Here is an 18,814-nt window from a genome sequence, read left to right as displayed (position 1 = left end):
ATTGTTCTCGCCAAAAGTGGTCAAGAGGGTAGGAAGTCATCAGCGCAAAGTTTTTAATGCACCGCTCCAAGCGAGCACTTGATCAAGCATGCCATTAACATTTGTGAGATGCAGATCAGCTGGTTTGAACACAGTTCCGTTCTCAAAATCAGTGAATAGTGACAATGCCGGGTGTACACGAACGTCCGCTACGGACAATTCACCCAAGATTCCACGCAGATGTTCAGCTGCACGAGCACCGCCCACGGAACCGTAACTTACGATACCGGCTGCTTTATTGTTCCATGCTTCGCGAGCATAATCGAGTGAATTTTTTAATGACGCTGATATGCTATGGTTATATTCTTGAACGATAAATACGAACCCATCAAGGCTAGCTAGCTTTGTATTCCAATTTGTTGCTTGTTCTGTAGCATCACTTTCTCCAAAGAGTGGAAGCTTGAAATCTGCGATATCTACAATTTCATAATTAGCATCTCCACGTTTGTCAGCGATACTTTTTACCCATTCTCCGACTTGTGGACTTACACGCCCTTGGCGAGTGCTTCCTAAAATGATTCCGATATTTAATTTGGACATCATCATTTCCTCCCTTATTATCACTGAAGCTACAAATAGAGCTTATTAATAAGGTGCCCTTGAATAGGTGTAGGGTATACTTAACTTTCTATAAATAAGCACATCAAAATCATAATTAAAGTGACACTAATTATAAAATCGTATTTCAGACATTATTTAATCTAAAGTAACTATATTTTAGTAATTCACTAATCTGCTTGCAATTTCATCAATTGAGTGGTAAAGTGAAAGCTGTGAGGGGGAGGAAACGAAATGCGCAATAATACTATAGGCTCATTAATCTGGTTACGTTTAATGCGATTTACGAACCAAAGTAATCAAATGTCGAATAGCTTTCTAAAACGTTTCGATTTAACGACTGCTCAATTTGACGCCCTCATACAAATTCGCACGTTTCAACCACTTACTCAAATGCAGTTAGCTGAAAAAGTGACCGTTACTCAAGGTGGTATTTCGCGTATGCTTGATCGTCTTGAAAAAGAAGGCTATATTGTACGTAAACAAATCTGGAAAACAAAAACGATTAGCCTCACAGAAAAAGCAGAATCTATTTTAGAACAAGCAATGCCTGAACAACTTGCTTTTCAATCCTCTTTTTTTGAAGATGTATTGAATAAAGAAGAACAGCAAACATTATATTCTCTGATAACACGGGTGCACAAACATAGCCAAAAAAAAGAATTACCTTTGGAGTAATTTTTTTTACATTATCAATTGACTAGTCAAGTTAACGAGAGGGGGAAATACGATGCATACCATTTCTGGGCACCATCATATTTCAATGCTTACAAAAAATGCTCAAAAGAATAATCAGTTTTATCAAAAAGTATTAGGACTACGCAGAGTTAAAAAGACAGTTAATCAAGATAACCCTGAGATGTATCACCTTTTTTACGGAGATTTAACGGGCAGTGCGGGAACAGAGTTATCGTTTTTTGAAATGCCCAAGGTAGGAAGTACAGTTCGAGGTACAAATGCAATTACACAAATTGGTTTGCTTGTTCCTTCATATGAAAGTTTGGTTTTTTGGAAAAATCGCTTTGAGTCATTAGATGTGCAGCATGGTGAGATTACAAGATATGCGGACCGAGATGCTTTGCATTTTGAAGATTCAGAAGGATTACGAATGATTTTATTAAACAATAACGGCGAAGTGGTTCCGGAAAATTGGTCAGGCTGGGAAGATTCCGTGGTTGAGCTACAGCATCGTATTCTTGGAATGGGCACAGTCGAAATCACAGTGCGCAACTTAGATCGCTTGGCCAACACATTAAAAGATATGTTTGGTTATACAGAAGCATCTCGCTTCGATACGGAAGCCGTTTATCAGTCAGTTGCTGGACAGTCATTTGGAGAGATTGTTATCAAACAGGTAGAAGGACCAAGTGAGAAGCCTGGAAAAGGGAGTATTCATCATTTAGCAATCCGCGTTAAAAATGAAGACGAGTTGCGTTATTGGGATGAGATAGTTAAAGCACGTGGCTTCCAATCAACAGGGGTTGTGGACCGTTTTTACTTCCAAAGCTTATATTTCCGTGAATCAAACGGTATTTTATTTGAAATTGCGACAGATGGTCCTGGCTTCACAACAGATTCAACGGTCGACGCGCTGGGTAAAGCATTAGATTTGCCACCATTCTTAGAAGAACGACGCGCAGAAATTGAAGGGAAGCTAATACCACTTGATTAAAAGGAGAGAGTAAACCATGGAAAAATATCGTATTCATCCAGAAAAAGGACTTGAGTTCGGTTTATATTCGATTGGCGATCATTTACCTAATCCACATACTGGCACAATGATCAGTGCCGAACAGCGTATACAAGAATTGATTGAGGCAAGCAAGCTGGCTGATGAGGCAGGTCTCGATGCATTTGCTGTCGGTGAAAGCCATCAAACTCACTTTACAACGCAGGCCCATACCGTTATTTTAGGGGCAGTTGCACAAGCAACGAAAAACATCAAAATCGCCAGCTCAGCAACAGTGCTAAGTACATCGGATCCTGTTCGTGTGTATGAGGATTTCGCTACACTTGATTTAATTTCAAAAGGTCGTGCTGAAATTGTAGCTGGGCGTGGTTCACGTATAGGGGCTTATAGCTTACTTGGTTATGATGTGCATGATTATGAAGAATTATTTGAAGAAAAAATGGAACTTCTGATGAAGTTAAATAACGAGGATGAAGTAACTTGGGAAGGTCAATTCCGTGCACCGCTAAAAAATGCGTCCATATTGCCACAACCTCAAAATGGTCATATGCCCATTTGGCGTGCTGTAGGCGGTCCGCCTGCTAGTGCGATTAAAGCTGGAACCGCAGGCATACCGATGATGCTTACAACACTAGGTGGTCCTTCAATTAACTTTAAGCATTCGGTTGATGCGTATCGTGATGCAGCGGTGCGTAATGGCTTTGATCCGAAAGTTTTACCAATTGCAACAACGAGTTTATTTTATACTGCTGAAACTTCACAGGATGCACTTCGTGAGTACTACCCGCATGTTAATTCTGGTATGCAGGCATTACGTGGCGGTGGTTATCCAAAACAACAATTTGCACAATCTACAGATTATCGTGATGCCTTAATGGTTGGCAGTCCACAACAAATTATCGAAAAATTACTTTACCAATACGAGTTATTTGGTCAACAGCGTTTTATGGCACAAATCGATTTTGGTGGCGTTCCATTCGATAAGATTGCGAAAAATATTGAGTTGATTGCAACAGAGATTATGCCAGCGATAAAAAAATATACAGCGATAAAATAAGGAGTGGTTATGATGAAAATTGTAGGAATCTCAGGTTCGATCGTAGGGTCTAAAACAAGAACAGCGATGGATAAAACACTCCAAATAACGCGAGGAAAATATCCAGATGCAGATGTTACATTGGTTGACCTTGCAGAATATAAAATGGTTTTTAGTGATGGACGTAATTATTCGGAATATGAGGGCGACACAAAGGTTGTGACAGAAACAATCATGGCTGCTGATGCCATCATTATAGGAACACCAACATTTCAGGCGTCTATACCAGCGACATTAAAAAATATATTTGATTTATTACCGGTCAACGCTTTTCGGGATAAAGTAGTAAGTATGCTTGTTACAGCCGGAACAGCCAAGCATTATCTGATGGCAGAGCAGCAGTTAAAACCAATTCTGGCCTATATGAAGGCTCATATCGTACCCACGTACGTATTTATCGAAGAAAAAGATTTCCACAGAAAAGAAATTATTAATGATGATATTCATTTCCGTTTGGAGCGTTTAGTGGAAGATACGGTGTTATTGGTTAATGCTTACTCAGATATTCGTCAAGCGAAAGATAAGGAATATGATTTTTAATGAGAATCATGCAAAAAGCTAAGAAAAGGCAGTTCGATCACACTTTAAGGGATCGCTGCCTTTTTCAGCGTATTCGCTACACACTTAAACTGAGCGAGCAGATCAGATTAAAATTAACATAATAATAATTATGTAAACTTTAAAGGTGAGGTCGCTTGATCATACATATTCACAAAATCCGTATTTTATACATATGTCTATAATGCGCCGTGTCACATTATATGTGACTTGATTTTTTGTTGTCTGGTATTATATAATGTGTATTTTCAAGCATCATTTACACAAATATTCCAAATCAGAAAAGCAGTCAACATCTTTTTCATAGGATAAAAAGCGATGATCCGTATCATTTATAATGTTACAGGTGTTCCATTAGTTCATTGATGTTTTTTATTATTGCTTTCGGAGTAGGATATTCTTTTGTCATCTGTTGCTTCCTGTTGAACCATACACAATGTATACCTATTTTTGCAGGACCTTCTACATCATTCTCCCATGAATCCCCGACAAATAAAGTTTCTTCTGACGAAACACCAAAATAATTTAATGCTTTTTGGTAAATTTGCGGGGAAGGTTTTTCATAACCAATTTCTTCTGAGATGAAGATTGTTCCATTTGGAAAAAAAGGCTTAATTCCTATCGCATTAATTTTGTCATACTGAATGTCAGCAGTTCCATTCGTCACAATCCCTAGTTGGTAAACCTTTGTTAATTGACCAAGTACATTCAAAAGTTCAGGATTAACTTTCATAAAGCTTTTACTTATCGAAGCATATAGTCGTTCAAAGCTAGTTGCTGTAGATTCGTCAGCCACTTTATTAAACTCCGCTAATGTTTGTATAAATCTGAAAGTACGATATTCATAAATAGTTATTTTCTGTTGATGATATAAATCCACATAAATTTTTTCTTTTTGGCGATATACCTCAAAGAGTTGGTCAGTATTAATATCCATTGTAAATGGATACTGTCGGAACGTTTCCTTGGTACTATCTTCCCAATAATCATCGAAGTGAAGAATTGTGTCGTCTAAATCAAAAAGTATAAGTTTGTAACAGGTAGACAAGTTTACACACCTCAACTTAGATAAAATCATTCTTTTATTGCATTTTGTATCGGTTTCAATTGTTACTTATGGTCTGTCTGCGGAACAGCTATGGGCATATTCACAAAGGACACCTTTCAAATTTGTGTAAACCACGCCCCCCCCCCCCACTCGTTCAGACCGATTTACTCCGTTCCAAGTGGATTGATTAAAGAGAGTTAGTCGGAATAAGCTTTTCAGCTCAAATCTTCGTCATTATGATGTTATGTACCACAGTCGGGAATGGGATAAAGTTCTTGTCATTGAAATTTGACAAGAACTTTATCCCATAAATCAAAAAAGCCGCGATTTACGCGGCAATTAATGAGATAATGTTCTTGTCACCCGACATCAATAACAGAACCTTGTGTAAATTGCTCCCCCAGTAGTAACTCGATTATTTTTTCAGCCACAATAGCTGGGGTTGCAAGCATTCCGCGATCCTTGACCATCTTAAAAATTTCCGCTGATTCAAAGATCTTCTTTCCCGCGCTTCTTGCTTCTTCCTGTAAGACTGTATCTATCATTCCAGGCCAAACCGATAAAACCTTTACAGCGGATTCTGCCTTACCTTGTTCAACACCGACACATTGCGAAAAACATCTAAGCCAGCCTTGGAAGCAGAATATACACTCATTCCGGGAAGATGGTTCTTGGCTGACATTGAAGAAACATTTAGAACTCGTTTCTCTCCCCTAATATGTTGTGAATTACGAATGAATGATGAGGTCAGTAATATTGGGGCAAGTAAATTCACATGAAGATTGTTTTTAAAATCTTTAACACTACCTTGCTCAATTCGACCTAACGGAGAAATGACTGCTGCATTGTTGATAAGGTAAATGCCTTCGGCATTTTGTTCGTCGACCTTGGAAAAAGCTTTTTCTATTACAAGGTCGATCTCATCTACATTGTTTAAATCAAACTCAAAGTAATCGATGTTCTTACTTTTTGCAATTAATGTGTCATTCTTGTTCCTCGATGCAAATCAGATGATGGTCTGGAGCAATAAGTTGTTCAGCAATTGCTTCACCAAGGCCGCGAGATGTACCAGAAACAATAAAATACTTCAACCAACTCAACTCCTTATATCTTAGTATCAAGTACTATTACTAGGTACAGCTTATACCATTATATGGAATTATACAAGTGGCTCTTTTTATTAATCCCACAATACTTCCGTTGTTGAGCGCGGCTACCTCACTTCTCCTCTTGTACCGTTCTTCATTTATTGGAACTTTTCAAACTCATTTTTTAACCAGTACTGATTTTGGTGAGAAATGTACTGTTCCATTCGGATAATCAATTCAACTAGCTCAGGCTTTGATAACTGCATATAACGCTGTCTAACACGATCTATGTCACGGTCTGGTTTAATGTGTTTAAATTCTTCTAAATCGTCCAGAAGTGGTTTATTTGATTTCTTACGAGCTAGCTTTATATGCAGCTTTCGGAACGATAATTTTCGAAAAAATAAGTTCATCATAAACTCCTCTTGTCGAGACTAAAGAACGAACAACAGAAGACATCTTGCTGGGTTGCAAGATGCCATTCAGTACATTCGATGATTAATTTATTTGATGAAAGAAACCTGGCGGTGAATCCATCGCTGCACGTTGTTCTTAAATACGAGTATCCCATACGCCGCAGAACGCATCGACTTCGCTGTTTCCTTTAAAAGACGATTCTCCGATAATCTTGGATATCGTTTCCTGGATAATGGTTCTGGTTGGCGCATACGCGTTGATGTAGGTCTTAACCATCGGCACATCATACAAATGAAACGGATTATGCAAGGAAACGAATACAGTTGGCATGGAGGTGACATACCATGGAATTTCACTGCTCATCGGTGAAGACCACTTGATACGGGCATAGTTTTGTGTTGCAAAATCCTGAACATTGGCAAACAGGATTACCGCATCGTACGCATCCATAAAGGCCGATATCTTCTCGCGTTTTAATCGTTGGACAGCGACCGGTGCTTTCTTGTCATCCGCTTTTTCCAGCTGCGATTTAGCCAGCTGCTCGGAGGGCGATACGTACAAAGTGACGTCAAAGCCGACCTTTTGAAGCTCTTCAACAATCATATCTTTAATGCCTGTCTGCTTTTGCCCAAAAACGAGTTCATCGCCAAGAACATATACCATGATTCGACGATGCGTGTCCGGTTTAAGGGGTAAATCCGCACGGGTTTGTTTAACAAGTGTGATCGATTGATCAGCCACTTCTCTCGCCATAGCCTTATGCTCTTCACAGCCAACTACACTTAGAGCTGATTTTGGTGGAATCAGAGTACCTGCTTGCTTTTTGCCAGGCAAGCCCAAGGAAGCTTTTAGTCCCAAAATGCGTGTAAGCGCTTCCAATAGACGTTGTTCGGTAATAATTCCATTCTTGTAACCGTCCATCATAAACTGAAAATCCTCTTCAGGATCATTAAAGAACAAGAACATGTCGCAGCCTGCCGCTATAGCGTGAGGCAATTGATCTGAGCGTTTCATAGCCGAGGTCAGTCCTAACATCGCGGAAGCATCGGTTAGCACCAATCCATTAAATCCAAGCTGTTCGCGCAGCAAGCCGGTAACGATTTCCGGGGACAAGGTTGCAGGCATGATCTCCGCATCTGTCAGATTCGGATTTAATCGGCGGGAGTATGCAGGTAATTTAATATGTCCGATCATGACGCTTTGAATTCCTGCTTCAATCATCCCTTGATATACCTTACTATAGGTTTGATCCCATTCCTCGCATGACTTTGTATTGACACTCGCTAATAAATGATGATCACGCTCGTCCACACCATCACCTGGGAAATGCTTCATAGCTGCAGCGAAGCCGCTTTGCGTGATCCCGTTAAAATAGGCCTTGGACATGTCCAAAACAACATCCGGCTTATCGCTAAAGCAACGTGTCATCGTTACCGGATTCCGCCAATTGTAATTAATATCAACGATCGGAGCAAAAGACCAGTTGCACCCAATCGCAGCCCCTTCGACACCACTCACATAGCCCAATTGATAGGCATATTTAGGGTCCTGTGTAGCCCCGATTTGTACATGAGTGCCAATTAAAGTCCCATCTGTACAAGCACCGTTGCCTCCTGACTCCGTATTGGCTGCAATGAGTAAAGGAATCTTGCTATTGTGCTGCAAATATTTATTTTGCTCATAGATCGTATCCGCATTATTGGGATTATACCGCACCCCGCCAATATGATATTTGTCCAGTATTTCTTGTAAATATTCCGGGTCATGACGGTACCCCAAATTAATAAACAGCTGCCCGATCTTTTCCTCAATAGTCATCGATTCAATTGTCGTTTCTACCCATTGGATATCCTCATCGCTTAAATAAAAGGGCTTTGCTTTTAAATTCACCATATTTATCAGGCTCCTTTATTGGGATTGGCATTTCGAGGTGTTCATTTCCAGTTTACCCCTTTACACTGCCCATGGCTACCCCTTCTATCACATGTTTTTGTCCAATAATAAATATGATCAACAGTGGTAAAATGGCTGAAACGGCACCCGCCATAATCAGTGAATAAAAATCTCCATTGACATCTGCAAACTTACGCATCCCGATCTGAAGCGTATACAAGGCATCCGACCGGATAAAAATCAGCGGATTCTGGTAATCATTCCACGTCGATATAAAACGCAGGATCATGTAGGTCGCCAAGGCCGGCTTGACCAGCGGGACGGTGATCTTGGAGAAGACGATCCAGTGATTCGCACCGTCCATTCGGGCCGACTCAATTATTTCATTATGTATGCTCATAAAAAACTGCCGCAGCAGGAACGTTCCCAGAACCCCGGAACCGCCTAACAGCATCAGGCTAAGGTGACTGTCAAATAAACCTAAACCCCGCATCATGATAAATTGCGGCACCATGATGGCTTGGTGAGGAATCATAAACGTCACCAGCACCAGCACAAACAGCATATCGCGTCCCTTGAAGTTCACCTTCGAAAAACCATAGGCTGCCATGCACGATATGAGTAACGAAAACGCCGTTGTCATTACGGTCACTTTCAGGCTGTTCCAATAATAAAGGGAAAAAGGCAGTAGGTACGTGTTCATGCGCTCTTTGCGTCTGGCACTCTTCCGGTTCAACCGGTATACAAATAAGAAAATAAATACCGGTCCGAGCCCGAACATGACAAATGGGTTGCGGTATAAGCGGTATCCTAGACGCTTCCATGGGGAGAGTGCCGCGTAGTCCTTCGTAGTCAGCGTCCAAATGTCGCCTGTACCTCTACGGCTAAATTGCCGCTAGTCGCATGATGAATGGAGTGCTCATTTTTCTATTGCTCATAAGGGAAGAAAGTGAGGATTCCCGTTATAGTTCCTATGATCTTATTCGCCTTCCTCCCAGCGAAGAACGACTGATGGCAGCAATCATGGAATATAATGAAGATTCGGATCATGAATCCGGCTGCTGGAATTGCAAGCGACAGTGTAATCCATATTGAGATAGACAGAGTTTCAAAAGCAAGACCCCACAGCAAGATGAAAGGAACGATGCTATTGACCAACTGCCAGACGCTCTTCCTCAAATCCGTTTTAACGTGAGGAGCCATGACCTTCTTCCAGCGAGTGTATTCTTGAAGTGTTTTCATAGTAAATCCCTTTTCTTGTAAACCATTCGCAGCAATGAATTTCCGGAACTTACCAAAAGGTTTCTGACCTTTCGATTCGAAAAGGCCATGTAAAGGAGGCAACCAAACAAAAGGCATCCCCCCCAAACAGTGAAGATAAATGAAGAAAAAACGCAGTAAATCATTATCAACCACGAACTCTTCTTGATTGTCCTTACAGGTCGGTTGTAAAGAATCATTTCTCCAATTATGATATATCATCCCTTTCCTTACTTGTTTCATTCTTTAAACTGCTCAGATTGGCTTCTTTTTTCTGCAAACCCTGTTTGGAATAAAAATTAATAATGTCGTCAATAGTAGAAAATACAACACTACCGTTCGAACCATTTGTACTTTTGTTAATAGAAAACCGCTTTTCTGATGTAGTAACATCTTTATTTTATATTAGCATTGGTGGCTTTAAGCTTAATTTAAAGCTTCTTTCAGAGTAATTCCTGCCGTGAATACAGGAACTTTACCTGCCGGAAGTTGTACCTCTTCACCGGTTTTGCGGCTTTTTCCCATGCGTGCTTCACGATTACGGACATCAAATTTCCCGAAGCCGACTAGTTGAACTTCTTTGCCTTGCTTTAAAGCTTCAAAAATTGAGTCCAGCACTTGTGTTACAGCTTTTTCAGCGTTCTTTTTTGAAAATCCACTAGATTTAGCTACTTCTTCTACTAATTGTTCTTTGTTCATTTGCGATACCTCACTTCTATGATTATAAATTATGAAAATGACAGCCCTCGTCCATGGATGCAAGCAAGAATAAACAAAAAGCTGTCCCACGTTTAGGACAGCTTGAAATATTTTAATATACTTTAGAAACGTTCTCAGCCTGCGGTCCGCGGTTGCCTTGGGCAACATTGAACTGGACGCGTTGACCTTCATCCAACGATTTGTAACCATCACCATCAATCGCGCTGAAATGAACGAATACGTCGTTTCCGTCTTCGATTTCGATAAAGCCGAAGCCTTTTTCAGCATTAAACCATTTAACTGTGCCTGTTTGCATAGAATTCCTTCGAAAATTAATTTATTAACCATGACCATTTCAATGACCGCTAATTTAGATTAGCGGTCATTATATGTTATCAGAACGCATACTTGATGTCCGCTATTGTTTTGGTTAAGATAAGAATATCATGTCCGCTAATGTAAGTCAATATTTGGAGGTCTCGCTAATGAGTGAAACGACCGGAATTTCTAAACAGGGGGAGCAGACGATTCACGACTTCATTCACGCTCTCACCACCCACGAAGATTTGAATCCCAAAACGCTAAAGGAATACGCAAGCGACCTGAAACACTTCATCGGTTGGTTCGAGACATCCGACCACCAAGAGGAAGAAGTGATATTTCGAATTGAAGAAGTGGCTACTCCAACATTAACACGCTACCGGGAAGCCGCTCAAAAAGTAATGGAATTGAAACCGGCGACCATTAATCGACGACTTATAACCCTGAAACGTTTTTTCGGTTGGGCCGTGTCGGAATCCAGGATTCGTCGCGACCCTTCCAAGCCGGTTAAATTAGTTCCTGAAGAAAAGGTAAGCCCCAGGCAGATGACAGACAAAGAAGAAGCTGCATTGATCGCTGCGGCTGAGCACGGTGGTTCCCTTCGGGATCAGACGCTTCTTATCGTGATGTTTCACACCGGATTACGAACAATGGAAGTGTGCGACCTAGCTCCCGGAGATATTCAAATCGGAAAACGCAGCAGCCAGCTCACGGTCCGATCCGGAAAACGGAATAAACAGCGGGAAGTGCCTTTGAATGTTACGTGCAGAGCTGCTTTAGAAAAATATCTGGCAGAACTCCCTCCGGACAGTCCTTATCTGTTTCCATCGGAGAAAACTGGCGATCGATTAACAGAACGTGCTTTACGCCATTTGATTCAAAAATATAGGAAAGCAGCGCGGCTCGAAGGATTCAGCGCCCACGATCTACGGCACCGGTTCGGGTACGTGATGGCAGAAAATACGCCGTTGCACCGATTGGCACAAATTATGGGACACGATAGTCTAGATACAACGATGATTTACGTCAAGGCGACTCGTGAAGATTTGCAATCTGAAGTAGAAAAAGCAGCTTGGCAATAAGGGGATGAGAACGATGTACGTGAGAGTAAGGGAACTGCTAACTTCGGAGGAACGGATGCAATATTTGCAAATACCGCCTGATCTCGGCGAATGGGAATTGGGAACCTATTTCACATTTACCCAGGATGATCTTGAAAGCGGCGAAGAGATTATAATCGAATCGGCTTTGCCGTACAGCTGTGCGTACTTCGCTATCTCGGCTGGACGCTTTCTGACGTAAAAGATGTGCCGGTTCAAGTCCTTCGTTATATTGCAAAACAAATCAATGCCGATATGGAGTCTTTTGCATCTTACGGCGACAGAGAAGCCACGAAATACGAGCATCTGGATGAGATCCGGCAGGAATATGGCTACCAGACATTCACCTTGAGCGAATATCGTTCTTTGTGCAAGAGTCTTTTTAGCCATGCAATGGCAAACGGCAATCCCTTACACCTAATATAACTCGCACTCGAAAATTTACGTAAGCGTAAAATCATTCTTCCTTCAATGGCTACAATTGAAAGAGCCGTTTGGGAAACTCGCAAACGAACAGAAGAAAAAATATTCAAGCTGATCAGCAGTTCACTGAAAGAATTACAGATTGCTAAGCTGGATCGCGTCTTGACCACCATCCCGGAAAGAAGCAAAACCTACTTGGCATGGCTAAGGGAAGACGGTGAAGATGACCCGGAGAAGTTAGCAAACTTCGCTCGGCGAACTATGAAAAAGAAAAAAGAAGAACTCGAACTCGCTCTTTGAGGTTATGTTAATACTCATCAACGCATGATGCTCAAAACCATTTTAACTCACATTGACTTCCTCACCGAACATGTTGAAATGTTAGATCAAGAGGTTGCACAGAGAGTCGATTCATACCAGGAAGATGTAGAGCGACTAGATTCTATACCTGGAATTGCTACTCGAATGGCTGAACAAATACTAGCTGAAATAGGAACAAATATTAAAAACCAATTTCCAAGTGCAGCCCACTTGTGTTCTTGGGCAGCTTTAGTACCCGGACATAATGAGAGCGCAGGTAAAAGAAAGTCTTCAAAAGGAAAAAAAGGAAACAAATATTTAAAATCTGCATTAACTGAAGCGGCACATTCCGTAGGTGCTTCTAAAAACTATCTCGGCGCTATGTACAGACGAACATTAGCACGAAAAGGCAGAAAAAGAGCTGCTATTGTAGTGGCCCATGCCATGCTAAGAATCGCTTATTATCTGCTAACAAGAAAAGAGATGTATGTTGATCTAGGTGAAGATTATTTTGATAAGCAGAAACTTGGAGCAATTGTATGGAATTCAGTTCGAAGGCTTGAAACTAACTTTAGGTTATAACGTTACGATTTCGGAAGTCTCCTGATCCACGCCCCACTTATATCCTTGGCGCTACACTTTTAAAAAAATGAATAAGCAGCGTCTTCTTCGTGCTGTTATTTTTCTGAGACTGCCAGATCTTTAATTAACTTTGTATTTTATTCCGCAACGTTCATCCCATTTTCGGTGAAGCTCCTGAGAACGGATAGCTAAGTCTTTATCAAATTTATGCCTGAAGTGATTGCCTTGCTTCATGATTCTCATAGCCCCCAAGTAATCGTCACTTAATGCCCAGACAGCTCTAGAAATATCGGCTAGAATCAATGCACCTGAACACTTTGGACAGGGTTCAAATGAATAGGTGTCTCAAAAATAGTCTTTTCAAAGAAAGTAAGTGATTCAAGGTATCCATTTGAAGTAATCCAACTTAAAATTAATTTCCTTTGGTTTTCTCTTTCGAGTGTACTGTATATCCTTCCGCCAATAATCTTTCTTTCCAAAGCACACCTGTCTGACAACAAAATAAGAATTATGGTTCTTATAGAAATCTCTATGATACTTTTCATCTTCTCATTCCCTTTAATATTTAGATATAATCAGTGTCAGTTGTTAAAAAGATACTCAATAAATTCAATAAATTTTTTAGTACTATAAAATGGGGAATCAATATCCATACCTATAAAATCAACCTCTACTAACGTTGAACTTTCATTTTGAAAATTATATCCGTATGCAGCTCCACCGCCATCTGAACCTATTATAATTAAACCGGGTGCTAATTCATGAACCGAATATTCCACGTTACCTTGAACTATCTCACCTATCTTCCACAACCTTAAATAACCACTTTCACCAATCGTACCTTCTCCACCATTTGTCTGTAACATAAATTCAACATAATCAACTGGAAATTTAATCCGAAGCATTGTTTCTACGTCTTCAATATCCCTTTTTGAGATTGGTGTGTTAGTTTGAAAGTTTTCCAAAAAATCTTCGTACACTTTTTATCTCCTTTGTTAAAGAGTTATATATTGAAAATAGGTTAGGGGGGTTTTACTAGCCGGTCATATGTAACTATATATTCCTCAAAAACGTACCGATCTCCTTCCTATTTTTTCCATTATCCTGCCCATTACTTTCACTGACAAAGGCAGCCGATCGTGTGCCGTCTGCCTTCATGTCGTGATTAAACTATAGTTCCCAGTTACTTCAACGAACAAAGCAGACTGCCGGGGCAGTCTGCTCTGAGGGAGCTGAACACTTGAACATACTTTTTGTTACTTTCCTCCAGCATGTCGGTTGTCTAATGATGATGTCGGATGACAAGAAATTGATCCGATAAATGACAAGAAACTGGTCAACTCTTGGAAGGGGAATTATCTCGGTTCTCTTTGTTTCTTTTGGTCGTGGCAGGATTCACTTGGACGATGTTATATCCTTTGTTTGTAAGCCAATTTGCTAAGTTGGACAAACCCATCATACCGAGGCGCTCCTTTTTTGACAAAGACGATTTCTTAGCCTTAATAGGAATGTTTAACATAACGTGGCTGCCGAATTGTGCTGGCAGCCGCGTCTTAGTTGGTAATTCCACTAACGTACTCCGATAGCTCAATGGCCAATAAAACCTCTTTATAAGTGCTTGTAATGATATAGGACGTCAGGCAAAGCTTCCCACCCATTCTTTTTCCAATACTGAATTGCAGTTGTATTTTCAAAGTATGCGAACAACATAGCGTGACCAAAACCCTCTTGTTTGAGTAAAGAAAGACTTCGCTGAACCATTTCGTTTGCTATTCCTTTATGTCGATACTCTTCCGAAACAGCAACATGATATAGTGAGCCGCTTCGCCCATCATGACCACATAATACCGTTCCTATAATATCATTACCCTTCTTAGCGACAGTACTGAACTCTGGATTGCGTTTTAAATATGCGCTAATCCTCTCTCTTATACTTTTAATCATTCACTTAGAATTAAAGACTTAAAATAATTGCAGCCTCAACTAGGTTGGATTTGTAATTGACGTACCCGTTTGCCGTACATGCAGCGCAATCAACGCTGCACCACAGAGGGTGAAAATGGGTAAAATCTGTTAATACTTCTACGAGGGCTGGGAGAAGAAGGTCTATAAACTATGGTGCCATTAGAGCCCAACCGTTAGTCTGACTCCAACCATCACGGTGCATCACAGACTGTCGCACCCAATATGGGTAGCACTTATGGGAGATTAACCCTTTTTGACTGGTTGCACCAGCTTTAACTTTGTTTTTTTGAGATCAAAGTCAAGATATGAATAACGTGGGTGGGCTAGACTTTAATCTTTTTCTATATTCTGAAGGTGTATAGCCAAAATGAGTCTTAAACACTCCTATAAAATAACTTAAGGTATTAAATCCGACATCTAACGAAATCTCAGTAATCTTCTTATTTGTATCCTTCAGCAGTAAAGCTGCTCTTTGCGCTCGCAACTGGTTTAAATATTCCAGTGGGCTTTTTCCTGTAAAACCCTTAAAATACCGGCAGAAATAAGACTCGCTGAAAGAAACAATCTTGGCTAGATCCTGTAAACGAATCGGATTGCTATAGTTCACTTGCATATATTCAATAATCAGCTTTAATCTATCAATATCCTTATGGTTGACGGAAAGCGGGAATTCACGAAAAGTAGGCCCTCCCAGCATAATTAGATTCGAAATAATCATTTGCAACACTGCTTTTGTGGAAAGCTCATATAATGACCTTTCATTTAAATTCAAATCGAACACTTGCATCAACAGTCCCAATAACTCCCTCTCGCTTGCAGTACGTTTGCTAATATGGGCAGGTATGACATATTTTTGCTGGATTAGCGGGTTAATATATTTCTCACGAACAAGGTCAAACCGATCGCCCCCCAGAATATCCAAATGAAACACCACGGCGGTGAAGAAACATTCTTCGTTTGCGGAAATATAACCCGAATGAAGTTGACCTGAATTCACGAAAATGGCTTCCCCAGCTTCCAATTCATATTCATCCATAGAAACACGAAATACCGCATGTCCCTTTGTAAGCATTAGAAACTCCAGTTCATCATGCCAATGAAGTTCAAGCAGTTGTTCGCCTGGCTGGCAGGAGATTTCATAAACTCGGATCGGATAAAGCGGATCACCGTGTATACGGTCCTCTTTTAAATTTGCTTGTTGCATATCGTGGTAGGACCTCCCTTTGCATAATAATAAAACAAATGTCAATATCCTAATAATTCTTCACAATATAACGAAAGGAAATTGGAGGACGAATCAATATAATTATATTATTATACTTCGAAGGGATGATGGCAATGAAATTTTCTAACGGCTATTGGATGGTAAAGGAAGGATATACGATCCTTAATCCTGTCGATGTCCGCGATGTACAACAAAATGATAGCAGTCTGACTGTGTATGCTGCCGCCCGGAAAATTGAGCGAAAAGGTGATACCTTAAATGGGGCGATGTTGACTTGTGAATTTAGCTCACCTATTCCCGATGTCATCCGTGTTCGTTGGACTCATCATGCAGGCAAAAGCTCAAAAGGGCCAGCTTTTGAAATATTCGAAAATCCACAGACGCCTGTTTCTTTCAATGGCAGCAAAAACCATGTAACGATGAAATCTGGCGGTTTAAGCGTAAAAATAAACAAACACAACACTTGGGGGGCCGAATTCTTCTTTGAAGAGCACCGTCTAACCGGTACAAACAATAAAGGTGCGGGGCATATAACTACGGCTAATAAAGAGATTTACTTTCGCGAGCAGCTCGATCTTGGAATTGGTGAGCATATTTATGGACTTGGAGAAAGATTTACGAATTTAGTGAAAAACGGCCAATCAGTGGATATTTGGAACGAAGATGGCGGTACCAGCAGTGAGCAGTCTTACAAAAATGTGCCCTTCTACTTATCAAGTAAAGGATATGGCGTGTTCGTCAATCATCCTGAGCATGTATCTTTCGAGGTCGGTTCTGAAGTCGTGTCCAAAGTCCAGTTCAGCGTGCCCGGCGAAAGTATTGACTATTTCATTGTAGGTGGCAAAACGCTAAAAGATGTTCTGAATAATTACACGAAACTTTCCGGCAAACCCGCTCTTCCACCAGCCTGGTCCTTTGGTCTGTGGTTAACGACCTCCTTCACAACGGATTATGACGAAGCTACCGTGAACAGCTTCATTGACGGAATGATCGAGCGAGAGCTTCCGCTGCATGTATTCCACTTTGATTGTTTTTGGATGAAGGAATACCAATGGACCAACTTTGAGTGGGACGCCGATATGTTCCCTGATCCGGTGGGTATGCTCAAACGATTGAAGGACAAGGGACTCAAGATTTGTGTTTGGATCAACTCGTATATTGGTCAGAAATCACTGCTCTTTCAAGAAGGAATGGACAAAGGATTTTTAATCAAAACTTTGGATGATCACATTTGGCAGTGGGATTTGTGGCAGGCAGGCATGGGACTTGTCGATTTCACCAATCCAGAAGCTACGGAATGGTACAAGAGCCATTTAAGACGGCTAATCGATATGGGAGTGGATTGCTTCAAAACAGATTTCGGAGAGCGCATCCCGACCAATGTCAAATACCACGATGGTTCAGATCCATTTAAAATGCATAACTACTATACATTCCTATACAATAAGGCCGTATTTGAAGTGCTGGAAGAAAAGCTCGGCAAGAATGAGGCTATGTTATTTGCCCGCTCCGCTACTGCAGGAGGGCAGCAATTCCCGGTACACTGGGGTGGAGATTGCTCTGCCAATTACGACTCCATGGCGGAGTCACTCCGTGGCGGCCTCTCGCTCGGGTTATCCGGTTTCGGATTCTGGAGCCATGACATCAGCGGATTTGAAAAAACGGCACCGCCTGATATTTATAAGCGCTGGGTAGCTTTTGGCTTGCTGTCCTCTCACAGTCGTCTGCATGGTAATGAATCTTACCGTGTTCCATGGCTATTTGACGAAGAAGCAGTAGATGTTCTCAGACATTTTACAAAGCTAAAAAGTACTTTAATGCCTTATCTGTTTGCAAGTGCTATCCAATCCACAGAAATGGGTATACCGATGATGCGTGCAATGGTACTGGATTTTCCGGCAGATCCATCCACTCATCACCTGGATACGCAATACATGTTGGGAGACAACCTGCTGGTAGCCCCAATCTTTAATGATCAAGGACATGTGATGTATTATGTTCCCGAAGGACGTTGGACTGATTACTTCAGCGGACAAGTTATTGAAGGTGGTAAATGGCAGGAAGAAACGCATGACTACATGACGCTGCCCTTGCTAGTTAAACCTAATACGTTGCTTGCCGTAGGTGCAAATGATCAGAAGCCAGATTACGATTATGAGGACGGAGTGTCTTTTCATTTGTTTGAATTGCAGGACGGAGCCATTGCTGAAACGAATATTTTTGACATGCAAGCAAATCTTCAATTAACCGTAACAGCAGTACGGAAGGTAGATCTTATTGAATTCTCTATTCAAAGTGGAACTAAACCCTACACGATTGTATTAAGAAGTATACATTTAATCTCTGCCATAGAAGGTTCATCCTACTCAAATTCTGCATATGGCATCGTGCTTACTCCAGAATCTGGTACATCGCACATTGTAATAAGGTTGTAATCGAGATTATAGAAGCGGCTAGCCAATGTCCTTAGAAATCAGAGTTGAGATTGAATCGCAACGGCGGTTCCTCTAGGCTAATGAATATCAATTTTAACAAATACATTCCCTAAAAAC

General features: G+C 40.9%; 20 protein-coding genes and 1 pseudogene. 8 read left to right on the top strand and 13 right to left on the bottom strand.

The window, feature by feature from the left end; translation table 11 throughout:
• Nucleotides 1-39 precede the first annotated feature (39 nt).
• Nucleotides 40-579 (bottom strand): NADPH-dependent FMN reductase, encoded by a 540-nt coding sequence (locus NV381_RS05240; protein ID WP_258212220.1) that lies wholly within the window; start codon nt 577-579, stop codon nt 40-42.
• 252 nt (nt 580-831) lie between these two features.
• Between NV381_RS05240 and NV381_RS05235 the strand changes: the two genes are divergently transcribed.
• Genes NV381_RS05235 through NV381_RS05220 form a run of 4 tightly spaced genes read left to right on the top strand, consistent with a single transcriptional unit; the run spans nt 832 to nt 3,923 of the window.
• Nucleotides 832-1,275 carry a MarR family winged helix-turn-helix transcriptional regulator gene (locus NV381_RS05235; protein ID WP_258212219.1) on the top strand — a complete coding sequence of 148 codons (444 nt, stop codon included), beginning with the start codon at nt 832-834 and terminating at the stop codon, nt 1,273-1,275.
• A gap of 52 nt (nt 1,276-1,327) precedes the next feature.
• A complete protein-coding gene (locus NV381_RS05230; RefSeq protein WP_258212218.1) occupies nt 1,328-2,269 on the top strand; it encodes a ring-cleaving dioxygenase in 942 nt (313 codons plus the stop codon).
• A gap of 16 nt (nt 2,270-2,285) precedes the next feature.
• The gene (locus NV381_RS05225; RefSeq protein WP_258212217.1) at nt 2,286-3,344 is read left to right on the top strand and encodes an LLM class flavin-dependent oxidoreductase; all 1,059 of its coding nucleotides are present in this window, start codon (nt 2,286-2,288) and stop codon (nt 3,342-3,344) included.
• Between the two features lie 12 nt (nt 3,345-3,356).
• Nucleotides 3,357-3,923 (top strand): NADPH-dependent FMN reductase, encoded by a 567-nt coding sequence (locus NV381_RS05220; RefSeq protein ID WP_258212487.1) that lies wholly within the window; start codon nt 3,357-3,359, stop codon nt 3,921-3,923.
• Between the two features lie 358 nt (nt 3,924-4,281).
• Here NV381_RS05220 and NV381_RS05215 read toward each other — a convergent pair whose 3' ends face one another.
• The 9 genes from NV381_RS05215 to NV381_RS05180 all read right to left on the bottom strand — a co-directional run bounded on the left by NV381_RS05215 (nt 4,282) and on the right by NV381_RS05180 (nt 10,662).
• On the bottom strand, nt 4,282-5,019 hold the full coding sequence (locus NV381_RS05215) for an HAD family hydrolase (protein WP_258212216.1): 738 nt from the start codon (nt 5,017-5,019) through the stop codon (nt 4,282-4,284).
• 329 nt (nt 5,020-5,348) lie between these two features.
• Entirely contained in the window at nt 5,349-5,534 is a 186-nt protein-coding gene (locus tag NV381_RS05210) for a hypothetical protein (RefSeq protein ID WP_258212215.1), read from the bottom strand.
• Nucleotides 5,535-5,557: 23 nt separating this feature from the next.
• Nucleotides 5,558-5,965, bottom strand: coding sequence for an SDR family NAD(P)-dependent oxidoreductase (locus tag NV381_RS38390; RefSeq protein WP_419182247.1), 408 nt, complete (start codon nt 5,963-5,965; stop codon nt 5,558-5,560).
• Between the two features lie 270 nt (nt 5,966-6,235).
• Nucleotides 6,236-6,493: a hypothetical protein gene (locus NV381_RS05205; RefSeq protein WP_258212214.1), complete on the bottom strand. Its 258-nt coding sequence runs from the start codon at nt 6,491-6,493 to the stop codon at nt 6,236-6,238.
• A 136-nt stretch (nt 6,494-6,629) separates the two neighbouring features.
• A complete protein-coding gene (locus tag NV381_RS05200) occupies nt 6,630-8,387 on the bottom strand; it encodes a glycoside hydrolase family 3 protein (protein ID WP_258212213.1) in 1,758 nt (585 codons plus the stop codon).
• Nucleotides 8,388-8,439: 52 nt separating this feature from the next.
• On the bottom strand, nt 8,440-9,090 hold the full coding sequence (locus tag NV381_RS05195) for a carbohydrate ABC transporter permease (RefSeq protein ID WP_308861665.1): 651 nt from the start codon (nt 9,088-9,090) through the stop codon (nt 8,440-8,442).
• Nucleotides 9,091-9,314: 224 nt separating this feature from the next.
• On the bottom strand, nt 9,315-9,890 hold the full coding sequence (locus NV381_RS05190) for a hypothetical protein (protein WP_258212211.1): 576 nt from the start codon (nt 9,888-9,890) through the stop codon (nt 9,315-9,317).
• 183 nt (nt 9,891-10,073) lie between these two features.
• Entirely contained in the window at nt 10,074-10,346 is a 273-nt protein-coding gene (locus tag NV381_RS05185) for an HU family DNA-binding protein (protein WP_258212210.1), read from the bottom strand.
• A gap of 112 nt (nt 10,347-10,458) precedes the next feature.
• Nucleotides 10,459-10,662, bottom strand: coding sequence for a cold-shock protein (locus NV381_RS05180; protein ID WP_119792120.1), 204 nt, complete (start codon nt 10,660-10,662; stop codon nt 10,459-10,461).
• 169 nt (nt 10,663-10,831) lie between these two features.
• Here NV381_RS05180 and NV381_RS05175 point away from each other — a divergent pair, with 169 nt between their 5' ends.
• The 3 genes and pseudogenes from NV381_RS05175 to NV381_RS05155 all read left to right on the top strand — a co-directional run bounded on the left by NV381_RS05175 (nt 10,832) and on the right by NV381_RS05155 (nt 13,072).
• The gene (locus NV381_RS05175) at nt 10,832-11,749 is read left to right on the top strand and encodes a tyrosine-type recombinase/integrase (RefSeq protein ID WP_258212209.1); all 918 of its coding nucleotides are present in this window, start codon (nt 10,832-10,834) and stop codon (nt 11,747-11,749) included.
• Between the two features lie 13 nt (nt 11,750-11,762).
• Nucleotides 11,763-12,424 (top strand): annotated as a pseudogene (locus NV381_RS38385) (DUF4158 domain-containing protein); the annotation flags it as partial.
• 231 nt (nt 12,425-12,655) lie between these two features.
• Nucleotides 12,656-13,072, top strand: a complete 417-nt coding sequence (locus NV381_RS05155; protein WP_258212206.1) for a transposase — start codon at nt 12,656-12,658, stop codon at nt 13,070-13,072.
• Nucleotides 13,073-13,653: 581 nt separating this feature from the next.
• Here NV381_RS05155 and NV381_RS05150 read toward each other — a convergent pair.
• From NV381_RS05150 to NV381_RS05145, 3 genes are all read right to left on the bottom strand, one after another.
• Nucleotides 13,654-14,052 carry an SMI1/KNR4 family protein gene (locus NV381_RS05150; protein WP_258212205.1) on the bottom strand — a complete coding sequence of 133 codons (399 nt, stop codon included), beginning with the start codon at nt 14,050-14,052 and terminating at the stop codon, nt 13,654-13,656.
• A 628-nt stretch (nt 14,053-14,680) separates the two neighbouring features.
• Nucleotides 14,681-15,016: a GNAT family N-acetyltransferase gene (locus tag NV381_RS38380; RefSeq protein WP_419182244.1), complete on the bottom strand. Its 336-nt coding sequence runs from the start codon at nt 15,014-15,016 to the stop codon at nt 14,681-14,683.
• Nucleotides 15,017-15,335: 319 nt separating this feature from the next.
• A complete protein-coding gene (locus NV381_RS05145) occupies nt 15,336-16,241 on the bottom strand; it encodes an AraC family transcriptional regulator (protein ID WP_258212204.1) in 906 nt (301 codons plus the stop codon).
• Between the two features lie 134 nt (nt 16,242-16,375).
• Here NV381_RS05145 and yicI point away from each other — a divergent pair, with 134 nt between their 5' ends.
• Complete coding sequence (yicI, locus tag NV381_RS05140) at nt 16,376-18,697, top strand: alpha-xylosidase (RefSeq protein WP_258212203.1); 2,322 nt, start codon at nt 16,376-16,378, stop codon at nt 18,695-18,697.
• The last annotated feature ends 117 nt before the right edge of the window (nt 18,698-18,814 follow it).

The sequence above is a fragment of the Paenibacillus radicis (ex Xue et al. 2023) genome (assembly GCF_024722015.1).
GTDB lineage: Bacteria > Bacillota > Bacilli > Paenibacillales > NBRC-103111 > Paenibacillus_S.
The sequence above is the reverse complement of the archived record's forward strand: the minus strand, read 5'-3'. Positions and strand labels throughout refer to the sequence as shown.